Annotated in this window: 26 protein-coding genes and 4 tRNA genes; 9 read left to right on the top strand and 21 right to left on the bottom strand. The window is 66.6% G+C overall.

Annotated features, from left to right (window positions below):
- Positions 1-70 precede the first annotated feature (70 nt).
- The 18 genes from ruvB to QSJ18_RS06665 form a co-directional block, all read right to left on the bottom strand.
- A complete protein-coding gene (ruvB, locus tag QSJ18_RS06750) occupies positions 71-1,177 on the bottom strand; it encodes a Holliday junction branch migration DNA helicase RuvB (RefSeq protein WP_286325528.1) in 1,107 nt (368 codons plus the stop codon).
- Entirely contained in the window at positions 1,177-1,770 is a 594-nt protein-coding gene (gene ruvA, locus QSJ18_RS06745; RefSeq protein WP_286325565.1) for a Holliday junction branch migration protein RuvA, read from the bottom strand. Before ruvA ends, ruvB begins: the two co-directional genes overlap by 1 nt.
- Before the next feature lie 2 nt (positions 1,771-1,772).
- The gene (gene ruvC, locus QSJ18_RS06740; RefSeq protein ID WP_286325527.1) at positions 1,773-2,342 is read right to left on the bottom strand and encodes a crossover junction endodeoxyribonuclease RuvC; all 570 of its coding nucleotides are present in this window, start codon (positions 2,340-2,342) and stop codon (positions 1,773-1,775) included.
- A 176-nt stretch (positions 2,343-2,518) separates the two neighbouring features.
- On the bottom strand, positions 2,519-3,274 hold the full coding sequence (locus tag QSJ18_RS06735; RefSeq protein WP_286325526.1) for a YebC/PmpR family DNA-binding transcriptional regulator: 756 nt from the start codon (positions 3,272-3,274) through the stop codon (positions 2,519-2,521).
- Positions 3,275-3,397: 123 nt separating this feature from the next.
- Positions 3,398-4,015 (bottom strand): pyridoxal 5'-phosphate synthase glutaminase subunit PdxT, encoded by a 618-nt coding sequence (pdxT, locus tag QSJ18_RS06730; protein ID WP_286325525.1) that lies wholly within the window; start codon positions 4,013-4,015, stop codon positions 3,398-3,400.
- A complete protein-coding gene (locus QSJ18_RS06725) occupies positions 4,012-4,866 on the bottom strand; it encodes an acyl-CoA thioesterase (RefSeq protein WP_286325524.1) in 855 nt (284 codons plus the stop codon). Before QSJ18_RS06725 ends, pdxT begins: the two co-directional genes overlap by 4 nt.
- Before the next feature lie 80 nt (positions 4,867-4,946).
- Positions 4,947-5,399 (bottom strand): helix-turn-helix transcriptional regulator, encoded by a 453-nt coding sequence (locus QSJ18_RS06720; protein WP_286325523.1) that lies wholly within the window; start codon positions 5,397-5,399, stop codon positions 4,947-4,949.
- A gap of 254 nt (positions 5,400-5,653) precedes the next feature.
- A complete protein-coding gene (locus QSJ18_RS06715) occupies positions 5,654-6,355 on the bottom strand; it encodes a hypothetical protein (protein WP_286325564.1) in 702 nt (233 codons plus the stop codon).
- Between the two features lie 82 nt (positions 6,356-6,437).
- Positions 6,438-7,298 carry a PP2C family protein-serine/threonine phosphatase gene (locus QSJ18_RS06710; protein WP_286325522.1) on the bottom strand — a complete coding sequence of 287 codons (861 nt, stop codon included), beginning with the start codon at positions 7,296-7,298 and terminating at the stop codon, positions 6,438-6,440.
- 91 nt (positions 7,299-7,389) lie between these two features.
- Complete coding sequence (gene pdxS / locus QSJ18_RS06705; protein ID WP_286325519.1) at positions 7,390-8,307, bottom strand: pyridoxal 5'-phosphate synthase lyase subunit PdxS; 918 nt, start codon at positions 8,305-8,307, stop codon at positions 7,390-7,392.
- Between the two features lie 89 nt (positions 8,308-8,396).
- Complete coding sequence (locus QSJ18_RS06700) at positions 8,397-8,912, bottom strand: LemA family protein (protein WP_286325518.1); 516 nt, start codon at positions 8,910-8,912, stop codon at positions 8,397-8,399.
- A complete protein-coding gene (locus QSJ18_RS06695; protein WP_286325516.1) occupies positions 8,912-10,036 on the bottom strand; it encodes a glycosyltransferase family 4 protein in 1,125 nt (374 codons plus the stop codon). The genes QSJ18_RS06700 and QSJ18_RS06695 overlap by 1 nt, the downstream gene beginning before the upstream one ends.
- The gene (locus QSJ18_RS06690; protein ID WP_286325515.1) at positions 10,033-10,971 is read right to left on the bottom strand and encodes a phosphatidylinositol mannoside acyltransferase; all 939 of its coding nucleotides are present in this window, start codon (positions 10,969-10,971) and stop codon (positions 10,033-10,035) included. The genes QSJ18_RS06695 and QSJ18_RS06690 overlap by 4 nt, the downstream gene beginning before the upstream one ends.
- Before the next feature lie 4 nt (positions 10,972-10,975).
- Positions 10,976-11,686 carry a phosphatidylinositol phosphate synthase gene (pgsA, locus tag QSJ18_RS06685; RefSeq protein ID WP_286325514.1) on the bottom strand — a complete coding sequence of 237 codons (711 nt, stop codon included), beginning with the start codon at positions 11,684-11,686 and terminating at the stop codon, positions 10,976-10,978.
- Positions 11,687-11,734: 48 nt separating this feature from the next.
- On the bottom strand, positions 11,735-12,292 hold the full coding sequence (locus QSJ18_RS06680; protein WP_286325513.1) for an ATP adenylyltransferase: 558 nt from the start codon (positions 12,290-12,292) through the stop codon (positions 11,735-11,737).
- Positions 12,289-14,361 (bottom strand): threonine--tRNA ligase, encoded by a 2,073-nt coding sequence (gene thrS / locus QSJ18_RS06675; RefSeq protein ID WP_286325511.1) that lies wholly within the window; start codon positions 14,359-14,361, stop codon positions 12,289-12,291. The genes QSJ18_RS06680 and thrS overlap by 4 nt, the downstream gene beginning before the upstream one ends.
- 170 nt (positions 14,362-14,531) lie before the next feature.
- Positions 14,532-14,945 carry a TIGR02611 family protein gene (locus QSJ18_RS06670; RefSeq protein WP_286325563.1) on the bottom strand — a complete coding sequence of 138 codons (414 nt, stop codon included), beginning with the start codon at positions 14,943-14,945 and terminating at the stop codon, positions 14,532-14,534.
- A gap of 91 nt (positions 14,946-15,036) precedes the next feature.
- The gene (locus tag QSJ18_RS06665) at positions 15,037-16,359 is read right to left on the bottom strand and encodes a glycosyltransferase 87 family protein (protein WP_286325510.1); all 1,323 of its coding nucleotides are present in this window, start codon (positions 16,357-16,359) and stop codon (positions 15,037-15,039) included.
- A gap of 225 nt (positions 16,360-16,584) precedes the next feature.
- Here QSJ18_RS06665 and QSJ18_RS06660 point away from each other — a divergent pair, with 225 nt between their 5' ends.
- From QSJ18_RS06660 to QSJ18_RS06645, 4 genes are all read left to right on the top strand, one after another.
- Positions 16,585-17,178: a recombinase family protein gene (locus tag QSJ18_RS06660; protein ID WP_286325509.1), complete on the top strand. Its 594-nt coding sequence runs from the start codon at positions 16,585-16,587 to the stop codon at positions 17,176-17,178.
- Complete coding sequence (locus QSJ18_RS06655) at positions 17,178-17,483, top strand: hypothetical protein (RefSeq protein WP_286325508.1); 306 nt, start codon at positions 17,178-17,180, stop codon at positions 17,481-17,483. Before QSJ18_RS06660 ends, QSJ18_RS06655 begins: the two co-directional genes overlap by 1 nt.
- Before the next feature lie 365 nt (positions 17,484-17,848).
- Complete coding sequence (locus QSJ18_RS06650) at positions 17,849-18,379, top strand: helix-turn-helix domain-containing protein (protein ID WP_286325507.1); 531 nt, start codon at positions 17,849-17,851, stop codon at positions 18,377-18,379.
- A 14-nt stretch (positions 18,380-18,393) separates the two neighbouring features.
- The gene (locus QSJ18_RS06645; RefSeq protein WP_286325506.1) at positions 18,394-18,831 is read left to right on the top strand and encodes a PIN domain-containing protein; all 438 of its coding nucleotides are present in this window, start codon (positions 18,394-18,396) and stop codon (positions 18,829-18,831) included.
- Positions 18,832-19,000: 169 nt separating this feature from the next.
- On the opposite strand, the gene QSJ18_RS06640 is transcribed toward QSJ18_RS06645, so the two are convergent.
- Positions 19,001-19,933, bottom strand: a complete 933-nt coding sequence (locus QSJ18_RS06640; protein ID WP_286325503.1) for a restriction endonuclease — start codon at positions 19,931-19,933, stop codon at positions 19,001-19,003.
- Positions 19,934-20,081: 148 nt separating this feature from the next.
- Positions 20,082-20,153: transfer RNA gene (locus QSJ18_RS06635), tRNA-Val, on the bottom strand.
- Between the two features lie 238 nt (positions 20,154-20,391).
- Between QSJ18_RS06635 and QSJ18_RS06630 the strand changes: the two genes are divergently transcribed.
- The 4 genes from QSJ18_RS06630 (at position 20,392) to QSJ18_RS06615 (ending at position 21,419) form a co-directional block, all read left to right on the top strand.
- Positions 20,392-20,464: transfer RNA gene (locus tag QSJ18_RS06630), tRNA-Gly, on the top strand.
- 22 nt (positions 20,465-20,486) lie between these two features.
- Positions 20,487-20,560: transfer RNA gene (locus QSJ18_RS06625), tRNA-Cys, on the top strand.
- A gap of 21 nt (positions 20,561-20,581) precedes the next feature.
- Positions 20,582-20,656, top strand: a tRNA-Val gene (locus tag QSJ18_RS06620).
- A 133-nt stretch (positions 20,657-20,789) separates the two neighbouring features.
- A complete protein-coding gene (locus tag QSJ18_RS06615; protein WP_286325502.1) occupies positions 20,790-21,419 on the top strand; it encodes a GNAT family N-acetyltransferase in 630 nt (209 codons plus the stop codon).
- Between the two features lie 83 nt (positions 21,420-21,502).
- Here the strand turns inward: QSJ18_RS06615 and zapE are convergent, their stop codons facing one another.
- Positions 21,503-22,519: a cell division protein ZapE gene (zapE, locus tag QSJ18_RS06610; RefSeq protein WP_286325501.1), complete on the bottom strand. Its 1,017-nt coding sequence runs from the start codon at positions 22,517-22,519 to the stop codon at positions 21,503-21,505.
- A gap of 35 nt (positions 22,520-22,554) precedes the next feature.
- Here zapE and QSJ18_RS06605 point away from each other — a divergent pair, with 35 nt between their 5' ends.
- Entirely contained in the window at positions 22,555-23,355 is an 801-nt protein-coding gene (locus QSJ18_RS06605) for a pyrimidine reductase family protein (RefSeq protein WP_286325500.1), read from the top strand.
- The last annotated feature ends 11 nt before the right edge of the window (positions 23,356-23,366 follow it).

The raw sequence follows: 23,366 nt of genomic DNA, 5'->3' as shown, positions 1-23,366 counted from the left end.
TGGCATCGATGTCCGATATTGCCGTTGTCGGGACCTCATATTGCCGTTGTCGGGACCTCGCCCGAGCAGGTCACGGATCGTCGAACAGGCCGCCGCCGATGTCGCGGGGTCGGGCCCCGAAGGTCGCGTTGAGCGCACCGGCCGGAGGCACCAGTCCGAGGTGATGCCAGGCCGCCGCGGTGGCAACGCGGCCGCGCGGCGTGCGGGCGATCATCCCGGCGCGGACGAGGAACGGTTCGCACACCTCTTCCACGGTTGCCGGTTCCTCACCGACCGCGACCGCCAGCGTCGACACCCCGACCGGACCGCCACCGAATGCCCTGATCAGGGCGTCGAGAACAGCACGGTCCAGCCGGTCGAAACCGAGTTTGTCGACGTCGTAGACGGCCAGGGCGGCTTGCGCGATCCCCACCGTCACCGTGCCGTCGCCGCGAACCTCGGCGTAATCGCGGACACGACGCAACAGCCGGTTCGCGATACGCGGGGTACCGCGCGAGCGGCCGGCGATCTCGGTTGCCGCGTCGTCGCGCAGATCGATGCCGAGAATGCCCGCCGAGCGCCGGATGACATGCACCAATTCGTCGGTGTCGTAGAACTCCATATGCGCGGTGAAACCGAACCGGTCACGTAGCGGTCCGGTCAGCGAACCGGACCGGGTCGTCGCGCCGACCAGCGTGAACGGCGCCACGTCGAGGGGAATCGACGTCGCTCCGGGGCCCTTGCCGACCACCACGTCGACCCGGAAGTCCTCCATGGCCAGGTACAGCATCTCCTCGGCGGGCCGCGCGATGCGGTGGATCTCGTCGATGAACAGCACATCACCCTCGACCAGATTCGACAGCATCGCCGCCAGGTCGCCCGCCCGCTCGAGGGCCGGACCGGAGGTGACGCGGATCGCCGCACCCATCTCGGCGGCGATGATCATCGCGAGGGAGGTCTTGCCCAGTCCGGGCGGACCCGACAGCAGGATGTGGTCCGGGGTGCTACCTCGGCCCTTGGCCCCGTGTAGGACCAATTCGAGCTGTTCACACACCCGCGGCTGACCGATGAAATCGGCCAGCGACCGTGGCCGGAGACCGGCGTCGAAGTCGCCGTCGGCGCGCACCGGACGAGCCGATACCTCCCGCTCCCCCGTATCCCCCGCCGCCGGGTCGTAGTAGTCGAAATCCCCGCCCATCAGGACGCCTTACCGAGCATCGTGAGCGCGCGTCGCAGCACGATCGAGGCGTCGGCGGACGGCTCGTCGGACAGAATCGACGCGACGGCCTTCTCCGCCGGCGCGGCGGTGAAGCCGAGTCCGACCAGCGCCTCGGCCACCTGGCCCGCGACCCCGGACGGCGCCGCGCCACCATCGGCCGCGGCGCCGCTGGGCCGGTCGACCTTGTCGCGCAGTTCGACGACGAGCCGTTCGGCGACCCGTTTACCGACACCGGGCACCGAGGTCAGCGCCTTGGTGTCGGAGTCGGCGAGCGCACGGCGCAGGGCGTCGGGTTCGAGGACTGCGAGCGTCGCCATCGCCAGGCGCGGGCCGACTCCGGTCACCGTCTGCAACAGCGCGAACAGCGCGCGCGCATCCGGTTCGGTGAAGCCGTAGAGCGTCATCGAGTCCTCACGCACGATCATCGACGTCAGGAGTGTCGACTCCTCACCACGACGCAGCCGGGACAGTGTGGCCGGGGTCGCAAGGACCCGGTAACCTACTCCGGCACAATCGATTACGGCGTGGTCGAGGGCGATCTCGACCACCGGACCACGAACCGACGCGATCATGCTCATGCGCTCCTCTCCTTGCGCGCCGCCGCGATGCGCTCACGATGACGTGCCGCGGCCTGCTCGGCCTGTCGTTGTGCCTGGGCCATCCGCTCGGCCATCGGACCGCGCCAGCAGTGGCAGATCGCCAATGCCAGCGCATCGGCGGCGTCGGCGGGTTTCGGTTTGGTCTGCATTCCGAGAATCCGGGTCACCATCAGCGTGACCTGCGCCTTGTCTGCGCGGCCACTGCCGGTGACCGCGGCCTTCACCTCGGAGGGAGTGTGGAACCGGACCGGCACGTCACGCTGGGCTGCGGCCAGTGCGATGACACCACCGGCCTGCGCGGTACCCATCGCCGTCGACACCTGATTCTGGGCGAAGACGCGTTCGATGGCGACGACGTCGGGTTGATGCACATCGAGCCAGTGACTCGCCGCGGTGTGGATCGCCAGCAGACGTGCGGACAACTCCATATCCGACGGCGTGCGGACCACGTCGACGTCGAGAGCGGTGACCGACCGGCCCCGGCCCGACTCGACCAGGGCGATACCGCACCGAGTGAGACCCGGGTCGACCCCCATGACGCGCACACGAACCTCCCGAATGAGCCGAACAGTTGTTCGAGATTCTAGCGGGACGGGCCGACAACTCCCCCGACAACACACCGCATCGCCGGCGATCGGGACCACCCGCGTCACGCCGAAGTGACAGCACGCCCGGGACCAGTGCAGTCCCGGGCGTGCGTGGTCGTATGAGGCGGCCGAAGTCAGTCGTTCTCGAGTTCGGCGAGCACCACGTCGGAGATGTCGACGTTGCTGTAGACGTTCTGCACGTCGTCGGAATCCTCGAGTGCGTCGATCAGCTTGAACACCTTGCGTGCCCCGTCGGCGTCGACGGCGACCTCGACCGAGGCGCGGAAGCTGGCCTCGGCGGAGTCATAGTCGATGCCGGCATCCTGCAGCGCGGAACGCACCGCGACCAGATCACCGGGTTCGCTCACGATCTCGAAGGTGTCGCCGAGTTCGGAGACCTCTTCGGCACCGGCGTCGAGAACCGCCATCAGCACGTCGTCCTCGGACTGACCGTTCTTCTCCAGCGTCACCACACCCTTGCGGGTGAACAGATAGGAAACCGACCCCGGATCCGCCATGTTGCCGCCGTTGCGGGTCATCGCGGTGCGCACCTCGCCCGCGGCCCGGTTGCGGTTGTCGGTCAGACATTCGATGAGGACCGCCACCCCGTTGGGTCCGTAGCCCTCGTACATGATGGTCTGCCAGTCCGCGCCGCCGGCTTCCTCGCCACCACCACGTTTACGGGCGCGTTCGATGTTGTCGTTGGGGACCGACGACTTCTTCGCCTTCTGGATGGCGTCGAACAAGGTCGGGTTGCCCGCCGGGTCACCGCCGCCGGTCCTGGCCGCCACCTCGATGTTCTTGATCAGCTTGGCGAACATCTTGCCGCGCTTGGCGTCGATGACCGCCTTCTTGTGCTTGGTGGTGGCCCATTTGGAGTGGCCGCTCATGTCCGTCCTTCCCTGCGCCGGTCGCACCGTGGGTCGCGGTCCGTGCCGGCCCCGCTGTTGTCGAGTGCGTCGGTCTCTGCGTATATCGCTTCTGGGTGTCTCTCTGCTGCGTCGGCGATGATATTACCGGCGCACCATCGACACGAAGTATTCGTGTACTCGTCTGTCACCGGTCACCTCGGGATGAAACGAGGTGGCCAGGATATTGCCCTGCCGGACCGCGACGATCCGTCCCTGCGCGGGACCGGCAGGCACGGTGGCCAGCACCTGCACGTCCGGGGACACCGCCTCCACCCACGGGGCGCGGATGAAGACCGCCCGCATCGGGTCCGCACCCGGCGCGTCGGTGATCCCGATGAAGTCGAGATCGGTCTCGAAACTCTCCACCTGACGACCGAAAGCGTTGCGCCGCACAGTGATATCGAGCGCATCGAGATGGCGCGCATCGGGTCGGGTGTCGAGGATGGTGGTCGCCAGCATGATCATCCCGGCGCACGAACCGTAGGCGGGTAGGCCGTCGTTGAGCGCCTGCTGCAGCGGATCGAACAGATCGAAGATGCCCAGCAGCTTGCTCATCGTGGTCGATTCGCCGCCCGGAATGACGATCCCGTCGATCGCGGCGAGTTCCGCCGGTCGGCGGATGGGGGTCGCATCGGCCCCGGAGGCGGTCAGGGCGTGGACGTGTTCGCGCACGTCTCCCTGCAGCGCAAGTACCCCGACACGGGGTCGCGTCACGGTCATCGGGTCGGCCGAGCGTGCTGGTCGGCGGGCATCTCGCGGCCGAGGCGGGCCAGCCCCTCCTGGGTGACCGCGGCGACCATCCGGCCGGCGGTATCGAAGATGCGTCCCTGGGTGAGCGCCCGGCCGGAGGCCGCCGACGGCGAGGTCTGGTCGTAGAGCAGCCACTCATCAGCACGGAAGGGCCGCATGAACCACATTGCGTGGTCTAGCGAGGCGACCTGCGGGTTGTCGTCGGGATGTGGCACCCGTGACGACCCGAGGAGCGTCATATCGCTCATATAGGCGAGGGTTCCGACATGGAAGACCTGATCGTCGGGCAGCCGATGACGGTAGCGGAACCACACGCGCTGCTGGGCGGCGAAGTACTCCGAGGTGACCATCTGTTCGCGCGGCACGATGCGCAGGTCGAAATTGCCCCACTCACGGAAAACGGCTTGTTCGTCCGCCGGCAGATCATCGAGCCGGTCGGGTAGATCGGTGGGCGCAGGCACTGGCGGAATGCGGTCCTGGTGGTCGTAACCCTGGTCGGTGGTGATGTGGAAGGAGGCCGACATCATGAAGATGGCCTCACCGTCCTGGATGCCGGTGACCCGGCGGGTGACGAACGATCGTCCGTCGCGGATGCGGTCGACCAGGAAGACCGCGGGTAGATCAGGATTTCCGGGCCGGAGGAAGTAGCCGTGCAGCGAATGCACCTGGAATTCCTCGGACACGGTTCGCGTCGCCGACATCAGTGCTTGGCCGGCGACCTGACCGCCGAAGGTGCGAGCGAGATGACTCGGGAAGGCCGGACCGCGATAGATGTCGGTCTCGATCCGCTCGACGTGAAGGATGTCCTCGATGGCTGCCACGAAATCCAGTATCGCCTACCTGCGGATCGGGGCCTGTCGTGGGCGGGGCTGTCCGCCACCGCCGCACCCCGATCCGCGGGTCACAGCTCGTCGAGCGTCATGATCCCGTCCTGGACGGCACGTGCGACCAGCGACGCCTTGGTCGGGGCCGGGCGGCCGATCTCGGTGTACTTGGCGCGGATGCGGGTCAGGTGGGTGTTGACAGTGCCGAGCGAGATGAACAGCTGCTGAGCGACGGCAGGCTTGGAATCGACGAGCATCCAGGTGCGCAGCACCTCGATCTCACGGGAGGTCAGGTTCGGCTTCGGCAGCACCGGACGCTCGGGTTCGATCTCCACCGGGTCGGCCTCGGCCGGATCGGCGACGAGCACCATCCGCGGCGACTGTGCCGAGGCGACCGGCTGACCGGGCAGCGGCATCCGCCGTGCGGCCAGCCGGGCGAGCGCTTCCTGCCGGCGGGCGGCGGCCTCGGCCCGGCGACGGGCGTCGCTGATGCGGCCGAAGGACGGGATGGGATGGGCGATTGCGGTCATGTCGGTGTCCTCTTCACTTCACTTGGGGGCTTCGGGACGGGGTGTCCGCCGTGCTTGTGAAAAGAAGATTATGGGCGTTTGACCAGTCGGTCGATGGGTAGAACTCCCCTATCACCGGGGAGAACTACCCATGATGAAACCCCAGGTCAGATGGGGTAAATCTGATGTCAAGCCCGACACGCAGACAATTTTCGCGGCACTACCCATGGGCGCTACCCATCGGCTACCCAACCCGGAGTTGCGCGGTTCGACGGTCAGCCGACCGCGTTGCGCGCGGCCTCTTCGTCGATCATCGGCAGGTCCGCACGCGTGACGATGCGCGACGAGACCGCGTACTCGACGAGCTTCGTACGGCGATTGGTGGCCAGCTTGCCACCGCCCGCACGCATCCCCGACACACCGAGCTGGTCGAGTTTGTCGCAGACGTTGTCGAGTTTGCGGTTGAACTTCGTCAGCGGCCAGCCCAGGCGTGCCGCCGCCTTCGCCGACGACGGGATCGCGCTGGACCCGGTGCCCTCGCGGCGCAGGATCTCTTCGGCGAGCACGACGATCAGCAGTTTCTGGCTCTCGGTGAGCGTCGGGACACCCTGGGTGGTGCGCCCACCGTCGAAATTGGGCCGGGTGACCGCCCGCACCTGCGGTGCCCGCGCGAACACACTCAGCTCGTAGGTGGTGGGTCCGGCGGTGAAGACGATGGTCGTCTCACCGAACACCAGCGGCATCCGCGCACCCGGGCCGAGTGTCGCCGAGAAACCGACATCCCCCGCGGATACGCTGGCCGACAGGTGGGTACCGAGATTGGTCAGCCACCACAGCCCGTTCTCGTTGTGCACCACCAGGAATCGACGATGCAGATACGGATTGTCGTCGATGGACAGGTCAGCCTCGCGGCCGATGAAGAACCGGCGGTCGGCGTCCAGCGGCATCCGTTCGCCGCAGTACTCCACATAGGTCATCACCGCGTCGGGCAGGCCGTCCGGGGACGGGTCCGTGGCACCGGTGAACCCCTCCTGATCCGACATCATCGACTCACCACACTCAGACGTCGGACCCGTCGGCGGACGCCTCGACATCACCGGCCGTGTCGGCCACCGCGGGTATCGGCAGGGTTTCGGTCGATTCGTGTGCCGTCAGCACGATGACGGTCACGTTGTCGTGTGCACCCAGTGCGAGCGCCGCGTCCACCAGCCGCTGCGCGGCCTGCTCGGAGCTCTCCGCCTCCGCCAGGATGTCGGCGATCTCCTCGTCGGGGAGTTCCCCGGTGAGGCCGTCGCTGCAGATCAGCAGGACGTCACCGGCGTAGGCCGGGGTGGCCCGGAAGTCGGCGACCGGGTCGACCATGCCTGCCCCGAGCGCACGGGTGATGACATTGCGACGTGGATCGGTCCGCGCCTGTTCCGGGGTGAGGAAGCCGGCCTCGATGAACTCCTGCACCTGCGAGTGATCGGTGGTCAGCTGATTCAGGGTGCCGTTCTGGTAGCGGTAGGTCCTCGAGTCACCGATGTTGAGCACCAGCCAGTGCGGCTGCCCGTCCTCGGTCACCAGGACGACGCCGGTGGCGGTCGTTCCGGCCCGACGGTCGGATTCGGTCTCGATCGCACCGATCCGCTGCTGGGCCTGCACGAGTAGCGCGTTGAGCGCGCTCTGCGTGCCGGCCAGACCGTCGACGGCCTGCGCCTGCGCCAGGGTCAGCAGGGCCGCCTCGCTCGCGAGCTCACCGCTGTCGTGTCCGCCCATGCCGTCCGCGAGCAGATAGACGCCCGGCAACGCCAGCGCCGCATCCTCATTGGTCTCGCGGACCCGTCCGACGTTGCACGCCGCCGTCCACTCGATCCGGAGATCCCCCACGAAATCCGTACCCGACCGCTGGTCGTCCCGGACGATTGTCGCCGCATTCATGATCAGCAGATCCTACCGGTCACAACGCCCTTGGACGCCAGGCATGTCGACTGTTCGGTGTGTACGAATCCTGCGGGGGCCATCGGGCGAATTACCACCCGCGCTCGGCGAGGCGGTGCGGCTGCGGGATCTCGTCGACGTTGATGCCGACCATCGCCTCACCCAGGCCGCGCGACACCTTGGCCAGCACGTCGGGATCGTCGTGGAAAGTGGTCGCCTGCACGATGGCCGCGGCGCGCTGCGCCGGGTTGCCCGACTTGAAGATGCCTGAACCGACGAACACACCCTCGGCGCCGAGCTGCATCATCATCGCGGCGTCGGCCGGGGTGGCGATACCACCGGCGGTGAACAGCGTCACCGGCAGCTTGCCCGCCTGCGCAACCTCGGCGACGAGTTCGTACGGTGCCTGCAATTCCTTTGCGGCGACGTAGAGTTCGTCCTTCGGCAGCGAGGTCAGCCTGCGGATCTCGTCGCGGATCTGCCGCATGTGAGTGGTCGCGTTCGACACGTCACCGGTGCCGGCCTCACCCTTGGAACGGATCATCGCCGCGCCTTCGGTGATACGGCGCAACGCCTCACCGAGGTTGGTCGCACCGCAGACGAAAGGCACGGTGAACGCCCACTTGTCGATGTGGTTGGCGTAGTCGGCCGGGGTGAGGACCTCGGACTCGTCGACGTAGTCGACACCCAGACTCTGCAGGATCTGCGCCTCGACGAAGTGGCCGATGCGGGCCTTGGCCATCACCGGGATGCTGACCGCCGAGATGATGCCGTCGATCATGTCCGGGTCACTCATCCGCGAAACGCCACCCTGCGCACGAATATCGGCGGGCACGCGCTCGAGAGCCATGACGGCGACCGCACCGGCGTCCTCGGCGATCTTCGCCTGATCGGGGGTGACCACATCCATGATCACGCCGCCCTTGAGCATCTCGGCCATGCCCCGCTTGACGCGTGCGGTGCCCTGTCCGACCTCCGGAACGGTCGTGTCGTTGGAACTCACTGCCATGTCTCCTCGTCGTCGCCGCGGCATCCGCGGGTCGTCCCGCCCGGGCATGTCCACTCGGGTGTTTACCTAAGTCTATGTGGTGAGGCAGGTCACGGATTCCCCGGACCGGCCCGCTCGATGATCTCGAAGTACACCGGCAATTGTGCATGACCACCAAGCCGCAGCCAGCGCACCAGTCGGCGCTCGGCGAGGTTGCGCGTATCGCGGACCGCGTCGTTGTAGAACCGCCGGGCGATCATCACCCGCGTCTCGGCGTCGGCCAGCTCAGCGATCAGCGCCGGCGGCCGCGCGCGGGAGTCCGTCCGCGCCAGGATCCCCGACAGGGCGTTCTCGGCGGCCTCCCGGTCGGGCGGGTCGACCCGCTCCGCCCGGTCGGCGACGGTCGCGAGCTCACGTGCCAGCGACGTCGCCACCGGATCGGAGCCCGCGGCCATGTCGCTGGCGATCGCGCGGGCGACCACCGAACGCCGGTCCAGTGCCGCGTGCAACGACTGCCGGGCCAGGTCGACCCGAACATTGAGCCGGTCGAGCCGGTTGGCGGTCTGATAGGCCCAGCCGATCCCGAGCAGCATGATCGCGACACCGACGATCACCAGGGTGGTCATCAGTCCGACACCACCACAGGTCCGGCGCCGACGGTCACCGTGTCGTAGACGCGCAGGATCTGGTCGGCGACCCGCGACCAGTCGTAACGGTCGGCGCGGACCCGTCCGGCCTGGACCAGTTCGGCCCGCGCGTCGGGATCGGCGAGCAGTTCGATGATCCCGGTGGCCAGGTCGTCGGCAGAGCCGGTGGCGACCAGGCGGCCCGCCCGGCCGTCGTCGAGCACCCGCCGGAACGCGTTGAGGCTGCTCGCGATGACTGCGGCACCCGCCGCCATCGCCTCGACCAGCACGATGCCGAAGCTCTCCCCACCCAGGTTGGGGGCGCAGTACACATCGGCCGAGCGCAAGGCGCGCGCTTTGGTCGCGTCGTCGACCTGACCGAGGAAGATCAGGTGGTCGGCGAGGTCGCCCGCACGCCGACGCAGCGCACGCTGGTTACCGCCGCCCACGACGAGAACCCGTACGTCGGGGAATTCGGCGACGATCGCGGGCAGGGCCCGCATCAGAATGTCGATCCCCTTGCGTGGTTCGTCGAACCGGCCGAGGAACAGCACCGTGCCACCGGCCCGCGGATAGCCTTCCAGCGGCTCGGCGTCGGCGAAGGACCCGACGTTGATGCCGTTGGGGATCTCCACTGCATCCGATCCCAGCGATTCCATCTGCCAGCGCCGGGCCAGTTCCGACACCGCGATCTTGCCCGCGATCCGCTCGTGATACGGACGCAGTACCGCCTGGAAAGTGCTCAGCCACAACGACTTCGACGTCGAGGTGTGGAAGGTGGTGACGATCGGCCCGGATGCGACCATCAGCGACAGCATCGAGATACTCGGCGAATTCGGCTCGTGCACATGGAGCACGTCGAAGGCGTTCTCGGCGATCCACCGGCGCAGCCGCCGGTATCCGCCCGGGCTGAAGTTCACCCGGGACACCGACCCGTTGTACGGAATCGCCAGGGCGGAACCGACGCGAACCACATAGTCGGGAAGCGCCGTGTCCGGTGCCGCGGGAGCCAGCACACTGACCTCGTGTCCGCGTTCGATGAAGACATGCGCGAGTTCGACGACATGTGCCTGCACACCGCCGGGCACATCGAAGGAGTAGGGGCAGATCATCCCGATCCTCATGCGGACTCCCCCGCCGGACCGATGCGGGCCCGTTGCCGTTCGGTCCAGTCCGACTCCCACAGCGGCTGCAGCATATGCCAGTCCTGTGGATGGGCGGCGATATTTTTCGCGAACTCGTCGGCGAGCGCCTGGGTGGCGGCCTCGACGCCACCGCTCACGTCGATCTCCTCCCCGCACAGAATCTGGCTGCGGGGGGCGTCGAGGAACCAGTGGTGCACGGCGATCAGCGCGGCCCCTGTCTCGATCGCCAGTCGCGCCGATCCGGCCGGCATGCGCGTCTGCTCGCCGAAGAAGGTCACCGGAACCCCGTGCCGGGCCAGGTCACGCTCCCCGAGTAGGCAGACGATGCCACCGGCACGCAGTCGGTCGGCGAGTTGGCCGAACGGTGGCTGCTCACCGCCACTGAGCGGGAAGATCTCGAAGCCGAGGGATTCGCGGTACTCGACGAACCGGTTGAACAACGACTCCGGCTTCAACCGTTCGGCGACCGTGGCGAAGCGACCGTAGTTCTGGACCAGCCAGACACCGGCCATATCCCAGTTGCCGGTGTGGGGCAGAGCCAGGACCGCTCCCTTACCCCGGGCCAGTCCGGCGTCGAGGCGAGCCCGATCAGCAGGGGGCACGGTCACCGACCGAGCCGTCTGCGCCAGGTCCTGTGCCGGCAGACGGAACGCCTCCAGCCAGTAGCGGGCGTAACTACGCATCGCGTCGGCGACGAGGGCGTCGGGAACCTCGGTCGGCGAGGTGCCGAGCACCCGGGCGAGGTTGCGCCGCAACTGATCAGGGCCGCCGTTACGACGACCGACCAGGCCGCCGGCAGCGTCGAAGGCGCGTCGGGCGGCGCGCTCGGGTGCGTAGCGCAGGGCCGCCCACCCGGCACGGTAGCCGAAATCGGCGGCCCGGGCGCCGACCGAGAGATCATCCGAGGAAGCCATCGGGTCAGGACGCCTTCGGCTCGTCGCGGCCGGGCGTCGGGTCGTCGTCGGAGCTCACCCGGTCGTCGTCGGCGCTCACCGCGGTGGGCGCCGGGGTCAGCGGGATCAGGTCCCGCGCGCCGGGCGACCGCGAGATCGACCACATACGCTGGCCGACGGTGATGACACTGCCTGCGGCCAGCAGCCACATCGCGATATGGATCGCCCAGTCCAGACCGAGACCGGTCAAGCCGGCACCCACGAGCACGATGATCAGTCGGTCCGGCCGTTCGATCAGACCGCCGTCGCCGTAGAGTCCACTCGCCTCCGCACGCGCTTTCGCATACGAGATGACCTGCGAGGTGACCAGGCAGATCAATGTCGCGACCAGCAGTAGTTCATGCGGTTCGGTGACCGCACACCACCACACCAAGCCGGCGAAGATGGCGCCGTCGGCGATCCGGTCGCAGGTGGCGTCGAGTACGGCCCCGAACCGGGTGCCACCACCCCGGGCGCGGGCCATCGCACCGTCGAGCATGTCGAACATCACGAACAGCCAGATGACCATCGTGCCCCAGAACAACTGCCCTATCGGGAAGAGCGTCAGGGCGGCGGCGATCGTGGCGACCGTACCGATCAACGTCATGCCGTCAGGGGTGAGGCCGGTGCGCAACAGTCCCCGACCGATCGGCAGGGTGACCTTGGACACCGAGGCCCGACCCAGGATGCTCAGCATCCGCGAACTCCTTCCCGCACAAGCCGCCCGAACGAGGTCGGGATCCGGTCAGTCATCGAGATGCTGCCAGGCGTCGGAGAGCAGTGCGCGCGTATCGCGCAGCAACTGCGGGATGACCTTGGTCTCGCCGACGACGGTGATGAAATTCGCATCACCCGCCCACCGCGGCACGATGTGCTGGTGGATGTGTTCGGATAGCGAACCACCTGCCGAGAGACCGAGATTCAGGCCGACGTTGAAGGCGTCCGGGTTGGACACCGACTTGATGACCCGGATCAGCCGCTGGGTGAAGATCATCAGCTCCCTCGACTCGGCCTCGGTGAGGTCTTCGAGATCGGCGACCTGACGGTAGGGCACGACCATCGTGTGCCCGGGGTTGTACGGATACAGGTTGAGCACCGCGTACACGGTGTCGCCGCGGGCGACGATCAACCCGTCCTCATCCGACATACGCGGGATGTCGAGGAACGGGTGACCGGTCAGCTCACCACCGTCGACGGCCCGCTTGGGTGCCGCCGCGGTGATGTAGCTCATCCGGTGCGGGGTCCACAACCGTTGCAGCCGGTCGGGGTCGAGCTCCGGAGTCTCCGATGCCCCCGGAGTCATCGTCGTTTCCTGACCAGTTCCAGCATCGCGGTCAGGCTGTCGGCGGTCGGCGAGTCGTTGCGCCGGGTCAGCGTCCACTCCTCGATGACGTTGAGTGCGTCGTCGACGGGCACCCCGTTGACCTGGGTGCCGTCGCGGAAGCGGAAGCTGACCGCGTTCGCCTCGACGTCGCGTTCACCCGCCAGCAGCATGAACGGCACCTTGCCGGTGGTGTGATTGCGGATCTTCTTCTGCATCCGATCGTCGGAGTAGTCGACCTCGGCGCGAATCCGTCGCGACCGCAGACGGGTGACGACTCCCTGCAGATGGTCGGCGAAGGCCTCCGCGACCGGGATACCGACGACCTGCACCGGCGACAGCCACACCGGGAAGGCGCCGGCATAGTGCTCGGTCAGCACGCCGAAGAAGCGTTCGATGGAACCGAAGAGGGCCCGGTGGATCATCACCGGACGCTTCTTGGTGCCGTCGGTCGCGGTGTACTCCAGCTCGAACAGTTCCGGTTCGAAGAAGTCCAGCTGGAGCGTCGACATCTGCCAGGTCCGGCCGAGCGCATCCTTGACCTGCACGGAGATCTTCGGGCCGTAGAAGGCGGCGCCGCCCGGATCGGGCACGAGTTCCAGACCGGACGCCTCGCCGACCTGACGCAGAGTCTCGGTCGCCTCATCCCAGACCTCGTCGGAGCCGACATACTTCTTCGGGTCCTTGGTGGACAGCTCGAGGTAGAAGTCGTCGAGGCCGTAGTCCTTGAGAAGTTGCAGCACGAAGTTCAGGGTCGTGGTCAGTTCCTCGACCACCTGCTCCTGCGTGCAGTAGATGTGCGCGTCGTCCTGGGTGAAACCACGGGCGCGGGTCAGGCCGTGCACCACACCGGACTTCTCGTAGCGGTACACCGAACCGAATTCGAACAGGCGCAGCGGCAGCTCCCGATACGACCGTCCACGCGACCGGTAGATCAGGTTGTGCATCGGGCAGTTCATCGGCTTGACGTAGTAGTCCTGGCCGGGCTTGCGGACCGTGCCGTCCTCGTTGTACTCGGCGTCGAGGTGCATGGGCGGGAACATGCCGTCGGCGTACCAGTCGAGATGCTTGGACACCTCGAACAGATGTCCCTTCGTCAGGTGCGGGGTGTTGACGAATTCGTAGTCGGCGGCGGCGTGCTGCTCGCGCGAGTAGTCCTCCATCTCCTTGCGGATGATGCCGCCCTTGGGGTGGAACACCGGCAGACCCGAACCGAGTTCGTCGGGGAAGCTGAACAGGTCCAGCTCCGACCCCAGGCGCCGATGGTCACGCTTCTCCGCCTCCGCGATGCGGTCGAGGTAGAGGTCCATCGCCTCGGTCGACTCCCAGGCGGTCCCGTACACGCGCTGCAGGTCGGCCAGGCTCTGGTCGCCGCGCCAGTAGGCCGCCGAACTGCGGGTCAGCGTGAAGGCGGCGATGTACTTGGTGGTCGGGACGTGCGGACCGCGACACAGATCGCTCCAGATCACCTCGCCGGTACGCGGATTCAGGTTGTCGTAGGCGGTCAATTCACCACCGCCGACCTCCATGATCTCGTCGTCGTCGGCGGCACCCTTGTCGTCGATCAGTTCGAGCTTGAACGGTTCGTCGGCGAGTTCGGCACGTGCCGCGTCCTTGGACTCGTACACCCGGCGAGAGAACCGCTGCCCCGACTTGATGATCTTCTTCATCTGCTTCTCGAGGGCTTTGAGGTCCTCCGGGGTGAACGGCTCGGCTACATCGAAGTCGTAGTAGAAACCGTCGGCGATGGGCGGTCCGATACCGAGATTCGCCTTCGGGTTCAGCTCCTGCACCGCCTGCGCGAGCACGTGGGCGGCCGAATGCCGGATCACGCTGCGCCCGTCCTCGGAGTCGGCCGGGACCGGCTCGACGTCGGTGTCGACGTCGGGCGCCCAGGACAGATCGCGCAGGGTGCCCTCGGGGTCACGGACGACGACGATCGCCTGCGGTCCCTTGTTCGGCAGTTCGTGTGCGTGCAACGCGGTACCCGCAGTGGTGCCAGCCGGTACACGGATTGTCGCGGGGCTGGTCACCAACACTTCGTCGGGCACGGGGTTGTCTCCTTAGCGTTCTCTGGGCACGCGAGCGCGCACCCACACCTGTTGCGGCTGCGTGTTGATCGTATCGGGTGCGGTTGGCGGTCGTGGTACCCATGCGACGCCAGGTGTGGACCACCGCGTCACACACAGGTCCGCGACGGGTCATCGGACCCGGTACGAGCTCAGAAGATCGGGCTGGCCAGCCACTCGGCGTCGACGTTCACCCAGCCGGCGAAGGTTCCGAGCGCACCCAGGATCCACATCGTCGCCAGCACGATTGCGCAGGTACCGAGCGCGAAGACACCCTGCACCGACCAATGCCGGCGTTTGAACCATTCGACCCACGCGTCGTACTTCGCGCGGCCGAACTGCAGTACGTGATGGGCCCAGGCGAATTCCGAGGCCAGGATGCCCAAACCGATGAAGACGATCACCCAGCCGGGCCCGGGATAGGGAATGGCCACGATGCCGCACGCCAGCACCACCGTCCCGACGAGACCGACCGCGATGCGATAGGTCAGGTTCAGGTGGCGATTGCGCCGGATGACATATCGCCGTTTGCGGCTCCACACCCGTATCCGAAGCCACACTGAGATTCCCCATCCCGTCGTCCGGCGACGTGCCGGTGTCCGTTCTGTCGACTGAGACAAGAGTACGTCGCCACCGGGTAGTCACCCGTCGCGCGAGCTAGCGGATCGGCGCCGACCTGCGACGAGACTCCGCAGGACGTGATCGCGCCCACCACAGGGTGACGATCGCGGTCGCCGTCAGCAGGATGGGATAGCAGCCGGCCGCCACGACGATCGTCGCCGACTGGAGCCGCCCGGCGTCCGCGGGCCGAGGCAACATGAACACACCGAAATCGAACCCGTGTCCGGATGCGGGGCGGAACCACCACATGAAGGTGGCGGCGACGATGACCGCCGGCACCACCCACACCCACGGCCGGTTCGGGCCGACCGTCCACGCGTAATCGACCGCGACGATCACGAGCGGCACCACCCACACCCAGTGATGCCCCCACGCGAACGGCGACGCCGCGCAGCCGACCATCCCGACGATGGCGACGGCGAGCAGATCCACGCCCCGACGGTGTGCGGCCCACGCCGCCCACAACCCCAACGCCGCGACGGCCGCCGCTGCCGGTACCCACATCCAGGCCGGCGCGACGAAGATTCCGGTCGTGGCATCCCGATAGCCGGTGGCGTCGAAGAAGCGCAGTAGCTGGGACAGATAGCCCTTGACCGACTGATTCGACGTCGCGTCGACGACGCCGATGCGCTGGGCGTCGAGTCCGGTGCCCGTCCAGTAGTGCCAGGCGTCCACGGGCAGCACCAGGAAGCCGACGAGGACCGTGGCCACAAAGGTCGTGACCGCGGTGGCCGCAGTCCGCCACTGTCTGGTCAGGAGTAGGTAGACGACGAAGATCAGCGGGGTCAGTTTGAGGCCTGCGGCGATCCCCACGCCGACGCCGCGCAGCCGACCGCCGCGCCGACCGATGTCGGCGACCACCAGCAGCACGAGCAGGATGTTGATCTGGCCGAGCGCGAAGGTGCTGCGCACCGGTTCGAGGGTGAGCAGGGCCACCGCGGCGGCCAGGGTGAAACACCAGAACGCACTCGACGTCCGGAATCGCAACAGCCGCAGGCAGACCCCGACGAGAGCCGCCAACAGAATGACGTTGCCGAGGTAGGCCGCCAGGATGACACCGAGGTATGGGAGGGCCGCCAGTGGTGAGAAGAGGACGGCCGCGAACGGCGGGTAGGTGAACATCATCTGCATCGTCGAGGTGACCAGCACCGGGCCGTCGTAGACCGACTCGCCCGACCACAGATGTGCCGCACCCGCTTGATAGACCTCGACGTCGATGGCGGCACCGAACAGGCCACTGGCACCACCGATCGGGTTCACGACGGTGTTCATGAACACCGTCACCAGCGCGCCCGCGACCGCGAGCAGCGCCATCCCCCACGGCAGGTCCCGGCGGGCGACGTCGCGCGTTGACCCCACCGACCTCATGGCAGTCGACCCTAGTTGTCCACCCCGACGGGCTGACGCCCGGCGCGGACAGGCATAGTGCTCATTCTCAATATTGAGACAGTCTCATTATATATACATACAATCTGCGACAGTCGCAATTCTGGTCATTTGACTGATTGTTGATCCCAGAACGGCAATGCGACACGCACGGTTTCGATACACGTTCTGCAACACTTCTGAGATATTCTGAGAGACATGAAGTCAGAGACACCCCACGGCGCGGGCGGTGCACTCCTGGGTTACGCCCGATCCGGGATCGGCACCGAGAGCCTCGCCGCGCAGATCGACGAACTCGCCGACGTCGGCGTCGCCGCGAACCGGATCTATAGCGACCATGGTCCGGACGCCCCGGCCCCGCGGCCCGGTCTCATCGCCCTGCTCGACTACGCACGTGCCGGGGACACGACCGTCGTCACCGGGATCGACCGGCTCGGCCGGACCGTCGACGAGGTGCTGGCCACCACTCGCGAGTTGACCCGCCGCGACGTCGCCATCCGATCGTTGCGCGAGGGCATCGATTCATCAGATCGGGTGGGCTCGATGATCATCGGCGTGCTTTCATCGCTCGCCGAACTCGACGACGAAACCGGCCGAACCCGACTGTTGGCGTCGTCGCCGCGACGACCGCACGGATCGGCAGTCGGACGTCCGCGGGCGCTGGATGAGCACCAGGTTGCCCTGGCCGAGCAGATGCGGGCCGGCGGCGAGTCGGTGCCCGCGATCGCCGCCGCGCTCGGTGTCAGCCGCGCCACCCTGTACCGCTCCCTGGCCGACAGGAGGTCCGCGTAATGTCGACCATCGAACCCGAATTCCCGCCGCTGGACATCGTGACGCCCTACGGCACGGCCACCCGACTGCCGACGTCGTTCCCGCTCATCGACCCCGAACTCGACAGCGCCCTCGACCCCGATCACTTCCAGCAGGGGTTCGACGATGCGATCACCCGCCTGGAGTCGCTGCCCGCACCGTGGGCACGGCAACTCGCGTCGACGACCATGGCGGCCGAACCCGATCCGGACCTGACCGAGGACGACCGCAGCTACACCCGCGGCTACCGTGCCGCACTGTACGGATACCTGCGACATTCGACGTAAACAGCTGTGGCGATGCCACTTTCGGCATCGCCACAGACTATTCGGTTGAACAAGGCGCCGTAGCGACTCACGCGGCCCCGGCCTTGATGTCGTAAGCCGAGAAGGTGTCGGCTCAGTGGCGGCTGCCCACGCCGCCGGTAGGTGCGATGGCGGCGAATCCGCGCACGCGGTCATCGCCACGTCTACGACGCGACGGTCGAGAAGTCTGTGCTGACGCCGGACGATCCCGGACGCATTGATCCGGTCCGGCTCCGTGCCCGGGTCGTTCACCGTCCGCCCCGTCGGCCTCCGTGGGTAGCCGTGGACTATCCACAGCCGACCGCCAGGTATTGCGTTTATTTCGATTAGTCGGCAAAACTGGCTCCATGAGCACAGCCGCCACACCCCGCAGAAAAGGAACGTTCTTTCCTCCGACAGACGCCACCAACCTCGACGCCCTCATGGACCTGTCGAAGTTCCTCGACCACCACGACGAGCCCGCCGCACTCCTTGGTCCCGACGGCGAGCAAATCCCCCTCCCGCTAGAGGTCTACAGCACGCTGACACAGATCGTGGAAGCCATGCGTGCCCGCCGTGCGGTCGTTGTCGCTCCGGTCGATCAGAAGCTCTCGACGCAGGCGGCAGCCGACTACCTCGGCATCAGCCGCCCCACGCTCATCAAACTCCTAGAGAGCGGCAAGGTCCCCTACGAAACCGTCGAAGGTAGCCGTCACCGGCGCGTGGAGTTGGGCGACCTGATCGACTACCAGTCACAGCGCGCGGCGGAGCGGCGGACGGCGCTGCAAGCTCTCGTGGACGACGCCGAGGAGAGCAGCCTGTACGACGTACCCGCCGAGGACTACCACGAGACCATACGCACCGCTCGCCACGAGATCGCCGAGGAGCACAAGGGGTAATGGCGGGGTTTCGCGTGGTGCTCGACGCCTGTGTTCTGGTGCCGATCCACAAAGCCGATCTACTCCTCACATTCGCCGAGCACCGGGCGTATTTCCCGCTGTGGAGCGACCGCATCATGGACGAGACTGTGCGCGGTATCCATCGAGCGACGAAGGGTCGTATCTCCGAGGAGCGAGCGCGCACACGAGTCGATGCCACGAACGACGCGTTCGAGGACGCCTGCGTAGAAGGTTGGGAGCCGCTCGAAGTGGCGATCACTGGGATGCCCGACCCCGACGACCGCCACGTCGTCGCAGCCGCCGTGAGAGGCCATGCGTCTGCAATCGCCACCGACAACACCAAGCACTTCCCGAAGGCGGTCCCGGAGCCGCTGGGCTCCACACACGCAGCTCCGACCGGTTCCTCTTGGACCTGCTCCACCGCAACCCGGCGCGCGCAGTGGCCTGCGTAGCCCAAACCGCAGACAAACGTAGTCACCCGCCGGTGACCACGGAGGCATTCCTCGAAGCCCTCTCCGCCTCTGGCACAAAGGGTTTCGTCCGCGATATCAGACCCTATTTTGAATCAGGGAGCTGAACACACGAATACCCTGTCGGCTCCTTCGAGCGATCCTCCATACATCAGATCGAATCGAAGAAGTCTTCGTCCACGCGATACAGAGTGGCGGACTGTTCGGGTTGAACGCCGACGCCGTACTGCACCAGCAACTCGGCGAGCCGCGAGCCGCCAATCAACTCGATGCGAGCGTTGATGCGCTCAGCCTCGTCACGTGCGCCATTGGTGAAGCGCGACGTCGTTATGTACACGCCCCGGTCCCCCTGCTTGCCCAGCAGAGCCCCTGCGAACTCATGAATCCTCGGACGATCGACAGCGCGATCCTCGGCATATCGTTTCGCCTGGACGTAGATGCGATCAAGCCCGAGCGGATCCTGACTAATGATCCCGTCCACCCCGGCGTCACCCGATGCGCTCGTTCGCTCGACGGACCCGAGGCTGCCGTAGCCCATCTTCTGTAGCAGCCGGACGACGAGTTCCTCGAACCCGGTGGGCGAGAGCTTGAGAGCAGCCGCGAGCACCTCACTCTCGACAGCCGCCCGATTGGTCGACACCGCCCGGTCCAGGAGGTCGTTCGGGGTACTCGTGTCATCATCGTCCGGCACCGATACGCCAGGTGCGTCCGCAGGGCTTTCACGCCGACTGCCGCCCCGCTTGCGCTCGCGAAACTCCACGAATGCCGGGTATGCCTCCAGCACCGTGGTGTCGATCCGCTCAGGATTGCGGTCGAGCGCCTCACGGCCCTGAGCCGAGATCACCATCTGCCCACGACCCGGACGCTCGATCAACCCGGCCTGACTGAGATATGTGGTCGCCCACCCAACCCTGTTGTTGATCCGTTTAGAAGCGCCGCTCGGCAGCATCTCGGCACGCTCATCGTCACTGAGGCCGAAATGATCAGCCATCGCGTCGACCACATCACGAGAGCGATGGACCTGACCGTCGGCAAGGTAGGCCAGGACCGGCCGCATCAGCGTCTGGTAATCGGGAACGGTCACCGCGCAGCACTCCGTCTAGACGCGGAGCAACCCTAGACGGTTGCGCTGGCATTGCCGACGAGCGATGACTGCGCGTCGCAATTGGATGAAAATTCACGAGTGATGGCCCGCTTGCGGCCCGACGACCTCGAAAAACGCTCTAACGTTGTGGTCCCGGCTGGGATCGAACCAGCGACCTTCCCGGTGTGAACGGGACGCTCTTCCACTGAGCCACGGGACCGTACTTGCGCGCTACGCCTGGGCGCTGTGCACGAAGGGGAAGATTACACGCCGGGGCGCAGCGGACAAAATCCGAACCAGTTTTGCCCGCGAACAGGTCTGCGACGGTGTCGCAACTGCGCTTATGCGCGACTTTAGGCCTCTGACCAGCCGATTTGTGAAGAGTGGGAAGCGTCAGATAATGTTCTGCATCGCACCGAGAGCAACAAAAACGGTCCAAAAGATCAGCTCTCGGGCATGCGGATGTAGCGCAGCTGGTAGCGCATCACCTTGCCAAGGTGAGGGTCGCGGGTTCGAATCCCGTCATCCGCTCGGCGCGAGTCGACTCGCATCTGGTGGTGTGGCCGAGTGGTTAGGCAACGGCCTGCAAAGCCGTGTACACGGGTTCGATTCCCGTCGCCACCTCCATCACCGGAAAACTTTATACTTGCGCGATTAGCTCAGTGGGAGAGCGCTTCCCTGACACGGAAGAGGTCACAAGTTCAATCCTTGTATCGCGCACCATCGATAAACGCGGTTCCGAGATTCGGAACCGCGTTTGTCGTCGTGCCGCAACACCCCACCCTCCGCAGTGCACCCCACGCGGAACACGGGTGGCCGGCGAGAGATGGGGTGGAACAGCGTGATACCCATCACGATGGATACGGCAACCGGCGTCCTCGCCGCCGCCGACGACGAGGAGCAGGCAGTGAGCACCACACCTACTTTTGTGCAGCGTGTCACAGATCCGGCGTTGGCCGCCGATATCGCCGACGTCGCCGCGGCCACTTTTCCGTTGGCCTGCCCGCCGGACTCCTCCCCCGACGACATCGCCGCCTATATCGCGGACAATCTGAACGCGGACACCATGCGCGGACACATCCTCGATACCGACTCAGACGTCCTCATCGCCCGTGAGAGCCCCGACGGCCCGCCGGTCGGCTACTGCCTCGTCCGGCACGGCGAACCCGCCGACAGCGACGTACAGACGGTGATCACGGCACGGCCGGCGACCGAGGTGTCGAAGATGTATGTGCTTCCCGACCATCACACCCAGGGCAGGCCGGTCTCGCCGTCACGCGCGCTGATGGAGGCCGCCATCGACCTCGCACGCACGCGATCGGCCGCCATCGTCTGGCTCGGTGTGAACCAGGAAAACCTTCGCGCCCAACGCTTCTACACCAAGATGGGATTCACCCGGGCGGGCGTGAAAACCTTCGACCTGAACGGATCGGTCGAACACGACTACATCATGTCGCAAGCACTCGACGGGCACCCCAAGGCATAAACGTCGACGGGGCGGTTGGTACGCCCGTACCAACCGCCCCGTCGGCGGAAAATTTGTCGTCCCGGGATTCCGGTGCCGCGGTGTCAGGCCGCGTTGGCTGCGAAACGCGACAATGCGAGCAGTCGCGACGTCGCGCGCAGATACTTCTTGCGGTAACCGCCGGCGAGCATCTCGTCGGTGAAGATCTCGTCGAGCTTGCTGCCCGAGACCATCACCGGGACATTCGCGTCGTAGAGCCGGTCGGCGAGGACCACCAGGCGCAGCGCGACCGACTGATCCAGTGCCGGATGCACACCCTTGATGCACACCAGGTCCACACCGTCGATGAGGTCCTTGTACTTGGACGGGTGCAGGGTGCTCAGGTGCGCGCACAGTTCATCGAAGTCGTCGAGCGTCGCGTTGGGTGACGCCCCGGCCAGTTCGACGAGGTCGGCTTCCGAACTCGGTTCGGGAGCGGGCGGCAGGTCGCGATGGCGATAGTCGGGTCCGTCGACCCGGATGGTCTCGAAGACTCCCGACAGCTTGCGGATCTCACGCAGGAAGTCCTGGGCGGCGAAACGGCCCTCACCCAGCTGGCCGGGCAATGTATTCGACGTCGCGACGATCGACACCCCGTGGCCGGCGAGCTCGGTCAGCAGACGCGAGACGAGCATGGTGTCGCCTGGATCGTCGAGCTCGAATTCGTCGATGCAGAGCACATTGTGCTGCGACAGTCGCTCCACCGCATTGATGAACCCGAGCGCGCCGACGACGTGCGTGACCTCGACGAAGGTCGCGAACGATTTCGGTTCGGGCATCGAGTGGTAGATCGAGGCGAGCAGGTGGGTCTTGCCGACACCGAACCCGCCATCGAGGTACAGGCCGACACCTTGTGCGGGTGCCGCCTTGCGAGAGAAGAAGCCGCGCTTGCCGGTACGAACCTTGCTGGCCCGGGCGACGAAATCGCGGGCCTTGGCAACGGCCTGCGCCTGCGACGGCTCATTCGGGTCGGGGATGTAGCTGTCGAAGCTGACCTCGTCGAAGGTCGAGGGAGGAACCATCTCGTCGATGAGTGCGTCGGGCGAAGTCGCCGGGTTCCGGTCACAGAGTCGAGCCACCATAGAGGGAGGGTAACCAGGCGGGTAATGATGGAGTCATGTTCCACCTGCAGAAAGCGACCCAGGTCACATCCGGATCGGACGAGGCGTCGATGCTGCGGTGGCTCGCGGCCCAGTATCCCTATCCCCCGGTGCCGACCTCCCCACCGTGTCTGCCCCGCCCGTACATCCGGGCCAATTTCGTCAGCTCCGTCGACGGCGCGGTCACCCACGACGGGAAATCCGGCGATCTCGGCGGCCCCGGCGACCGCGCGGTGTTCCGGGCATTGCGGGGCCTGGCCGATGTGGTGATGGTCGGCGCCCGCACCGCCGTCGCCGAGGGCTACCGGCAGCCCTCACCCGACGCTGTCTTCACCGAGTTGCGTACCCAGGCGGAGCAGACCCCGGCACCGGCCCTCGCGCTGCTCTCGCGCACCCTCTCCATCCCAGCCGACTATCCGCCGCTGACCAACCCCGACACCGTCGTGCTGACCTGCCGCAACGCTCCGGAGGACCAGCGGCGGGCGTTCACCGACCTGGGGGTGACCCTCGTCGACTGCGGCGAAGAGGAGGTCGATCCGACGATCGTCGCCGACGTCTGCGCCGAGCGCGGCTGGCGGCGGGTCCTGTGCGAAGGCGGCCCCACCCTATTCGGATCGCTGATCACCGCCGACCTCGTCGACGAACTGTGCCTGACGACCAGTCCTCACCTCGTCGCCGGTAACGCCTCGCGGATCGCGCACGACCTGGCCACCAACGTGATGCGGCCGATGCGCACCGCGACAGTCCTCACCGACGACGACGGATTCGTCTACACACGCTGGGTGCGAGGCGGTCAGGACCTCGACACGGTTCATTGACTACGCTCGCG

This window comes from Gordonia heveisoli, from assembly GCF_030315745.1.
Classification (GTDB): Bacteria; Actinomycetota; Actinomycetes; order Mycobacteriales; family Mycobacteriaceae; genus Gordonia.
Note: the sequence above shows the minus strand (reverse complement) of the source record. Positions and strands in the feature narration are given on the sequence as shown.

Bases quoted from the DNA above. Each gene is read 5' to 3' on its own strand.
- ruvB (WP_286325528.1), bottom strand. From the start codon at position 1,177: ATGGGCGGGGATTTCGACTACTACGACCCGGCGGCGGGGGATACGGGG.
- ruvA (WP_286325565.1), bottom strand. From the start codon at position 1,770: ATGATCGCGTCGGTTCGTGGTCCGGTGGTCGAGATCGCCCTCGACCAC.
- QSJ18_RS06735 (WP_286325526.1), bottom strand. From the start codon at position 3,274: ATGAGCGGCCACTCCAAATGGGCCACCACCAAGCACAAGAAGGCGGTC.
- pdxT (WP_286325525.1), bottom strand. From the start codon at position 4,015: ATGACCGTGACGCGACCCCGTGTCGGGGTACTTGCGCTGCAGGGAGAC.
- QSJ18_RS06720 (WP_286325523.1), bottom strand. From the start codon at position 5,399: ATGACCGCAATCGCCCATCCCATCCCGTCCTTCGGCCGCATCAGCGAC.
- QSJ18_RS06715 (WP_286325564.1), bottom strand. From the start codon at position 6,355: ATGACCTATGTGGAGTACTGCGGCGAACGGATGCCGCTGGACGCCGAC.
- QSJ18_RS06710 (WP_286325522.1), bottom strand. From the start codon at position 7,298: ATGAATGCGGCGACAATCGTCCGGGACGACCAGCGGTCGGGTACGGAT.
- pdxS (WP_286325519.1), bottom strand. From the start codon at position 8,307: ATGGCAGTGAGTTCCAACGACACGACCGTTCCGGAGGTCGGACAGGGC.
- QSJ18_RS06700 (WP_286325518.1), bottom strand. From the start codon at position 8,912: ATGACCACCCTGGTGATCGTCGGTGTCGCGATCATGCTGCTCGGGATC.
- QSJ18_RS06695 (WP_286325516.1), bottom strand. From the start codon at position 10,036: ATGAGGATCGGGATGATCTGCCCCTACTCCTTCGATGTGCCCGGCGGT.
- QSJ18_RS06690 (WP_286325515.1), bottom strand. From the start codon at position 10,971: ATGGCTTCCTCGGATGATCTCTCGGTCGGCGCCCGGGCCGCCGATTTC.
- pgsA (WP_286325514.1), bottom strand. From the start codon at position 11,686: ATGCTGAGCATCCTGGGTCGGGCCTCGGTGTCCAAGGTCACCCTGCCG.
- QSJ18_RS06680 (WP_286325513.1), bottom strand. From the start codon at position 12,292: ATGACTCCGGGGGCATCGGAGACTCCGGAGCTCGACCCCGACCGGCTG.
- QSJ18_RS06660 (WP_286325509.1), top strand. From the start codon at position 16,585: ATGAAGTCAGAGACACCCCACGGCGCGGGCGGTGCACTCCTGGGTTAC.
- QSJ18_RS06655 (WP_286325508.1), top strand. From the start codon at position 17,178: ATGTCGACCATCGAACCCGAATTCCCGCCGCTGGACATCGTGACGCCC.
- QSJ18_RS06650 (WP_286325507.1), top strand. From the start codon at position 17,849: ATGAGCACAGCCGCCACACCCCGCAGAAAAGGAACGTTCTTTCCTCCG.
- QSJ18_RS06615 (WP_286325502.1), top strand. From the start codon at position 20,790: ATGGATACGGCAACCGGCGTCCTCGCCGCCGCCGACGACGAGGAGCAG.
- zapE (WP_286325501.1), bottom strand. From the start codon at position 22,519: ATGGTGGCTCGACTCTGTGACCGGAACCCGGCGACTTCGCCCGACGCA.
- QSJ18_RS06605 (WP_286325500.1), top strand. From the start codon at position 22,555: ATGTTCCACCTGCAGAAAGCGACCCAGGTCACATCCGGATCGGACGAG.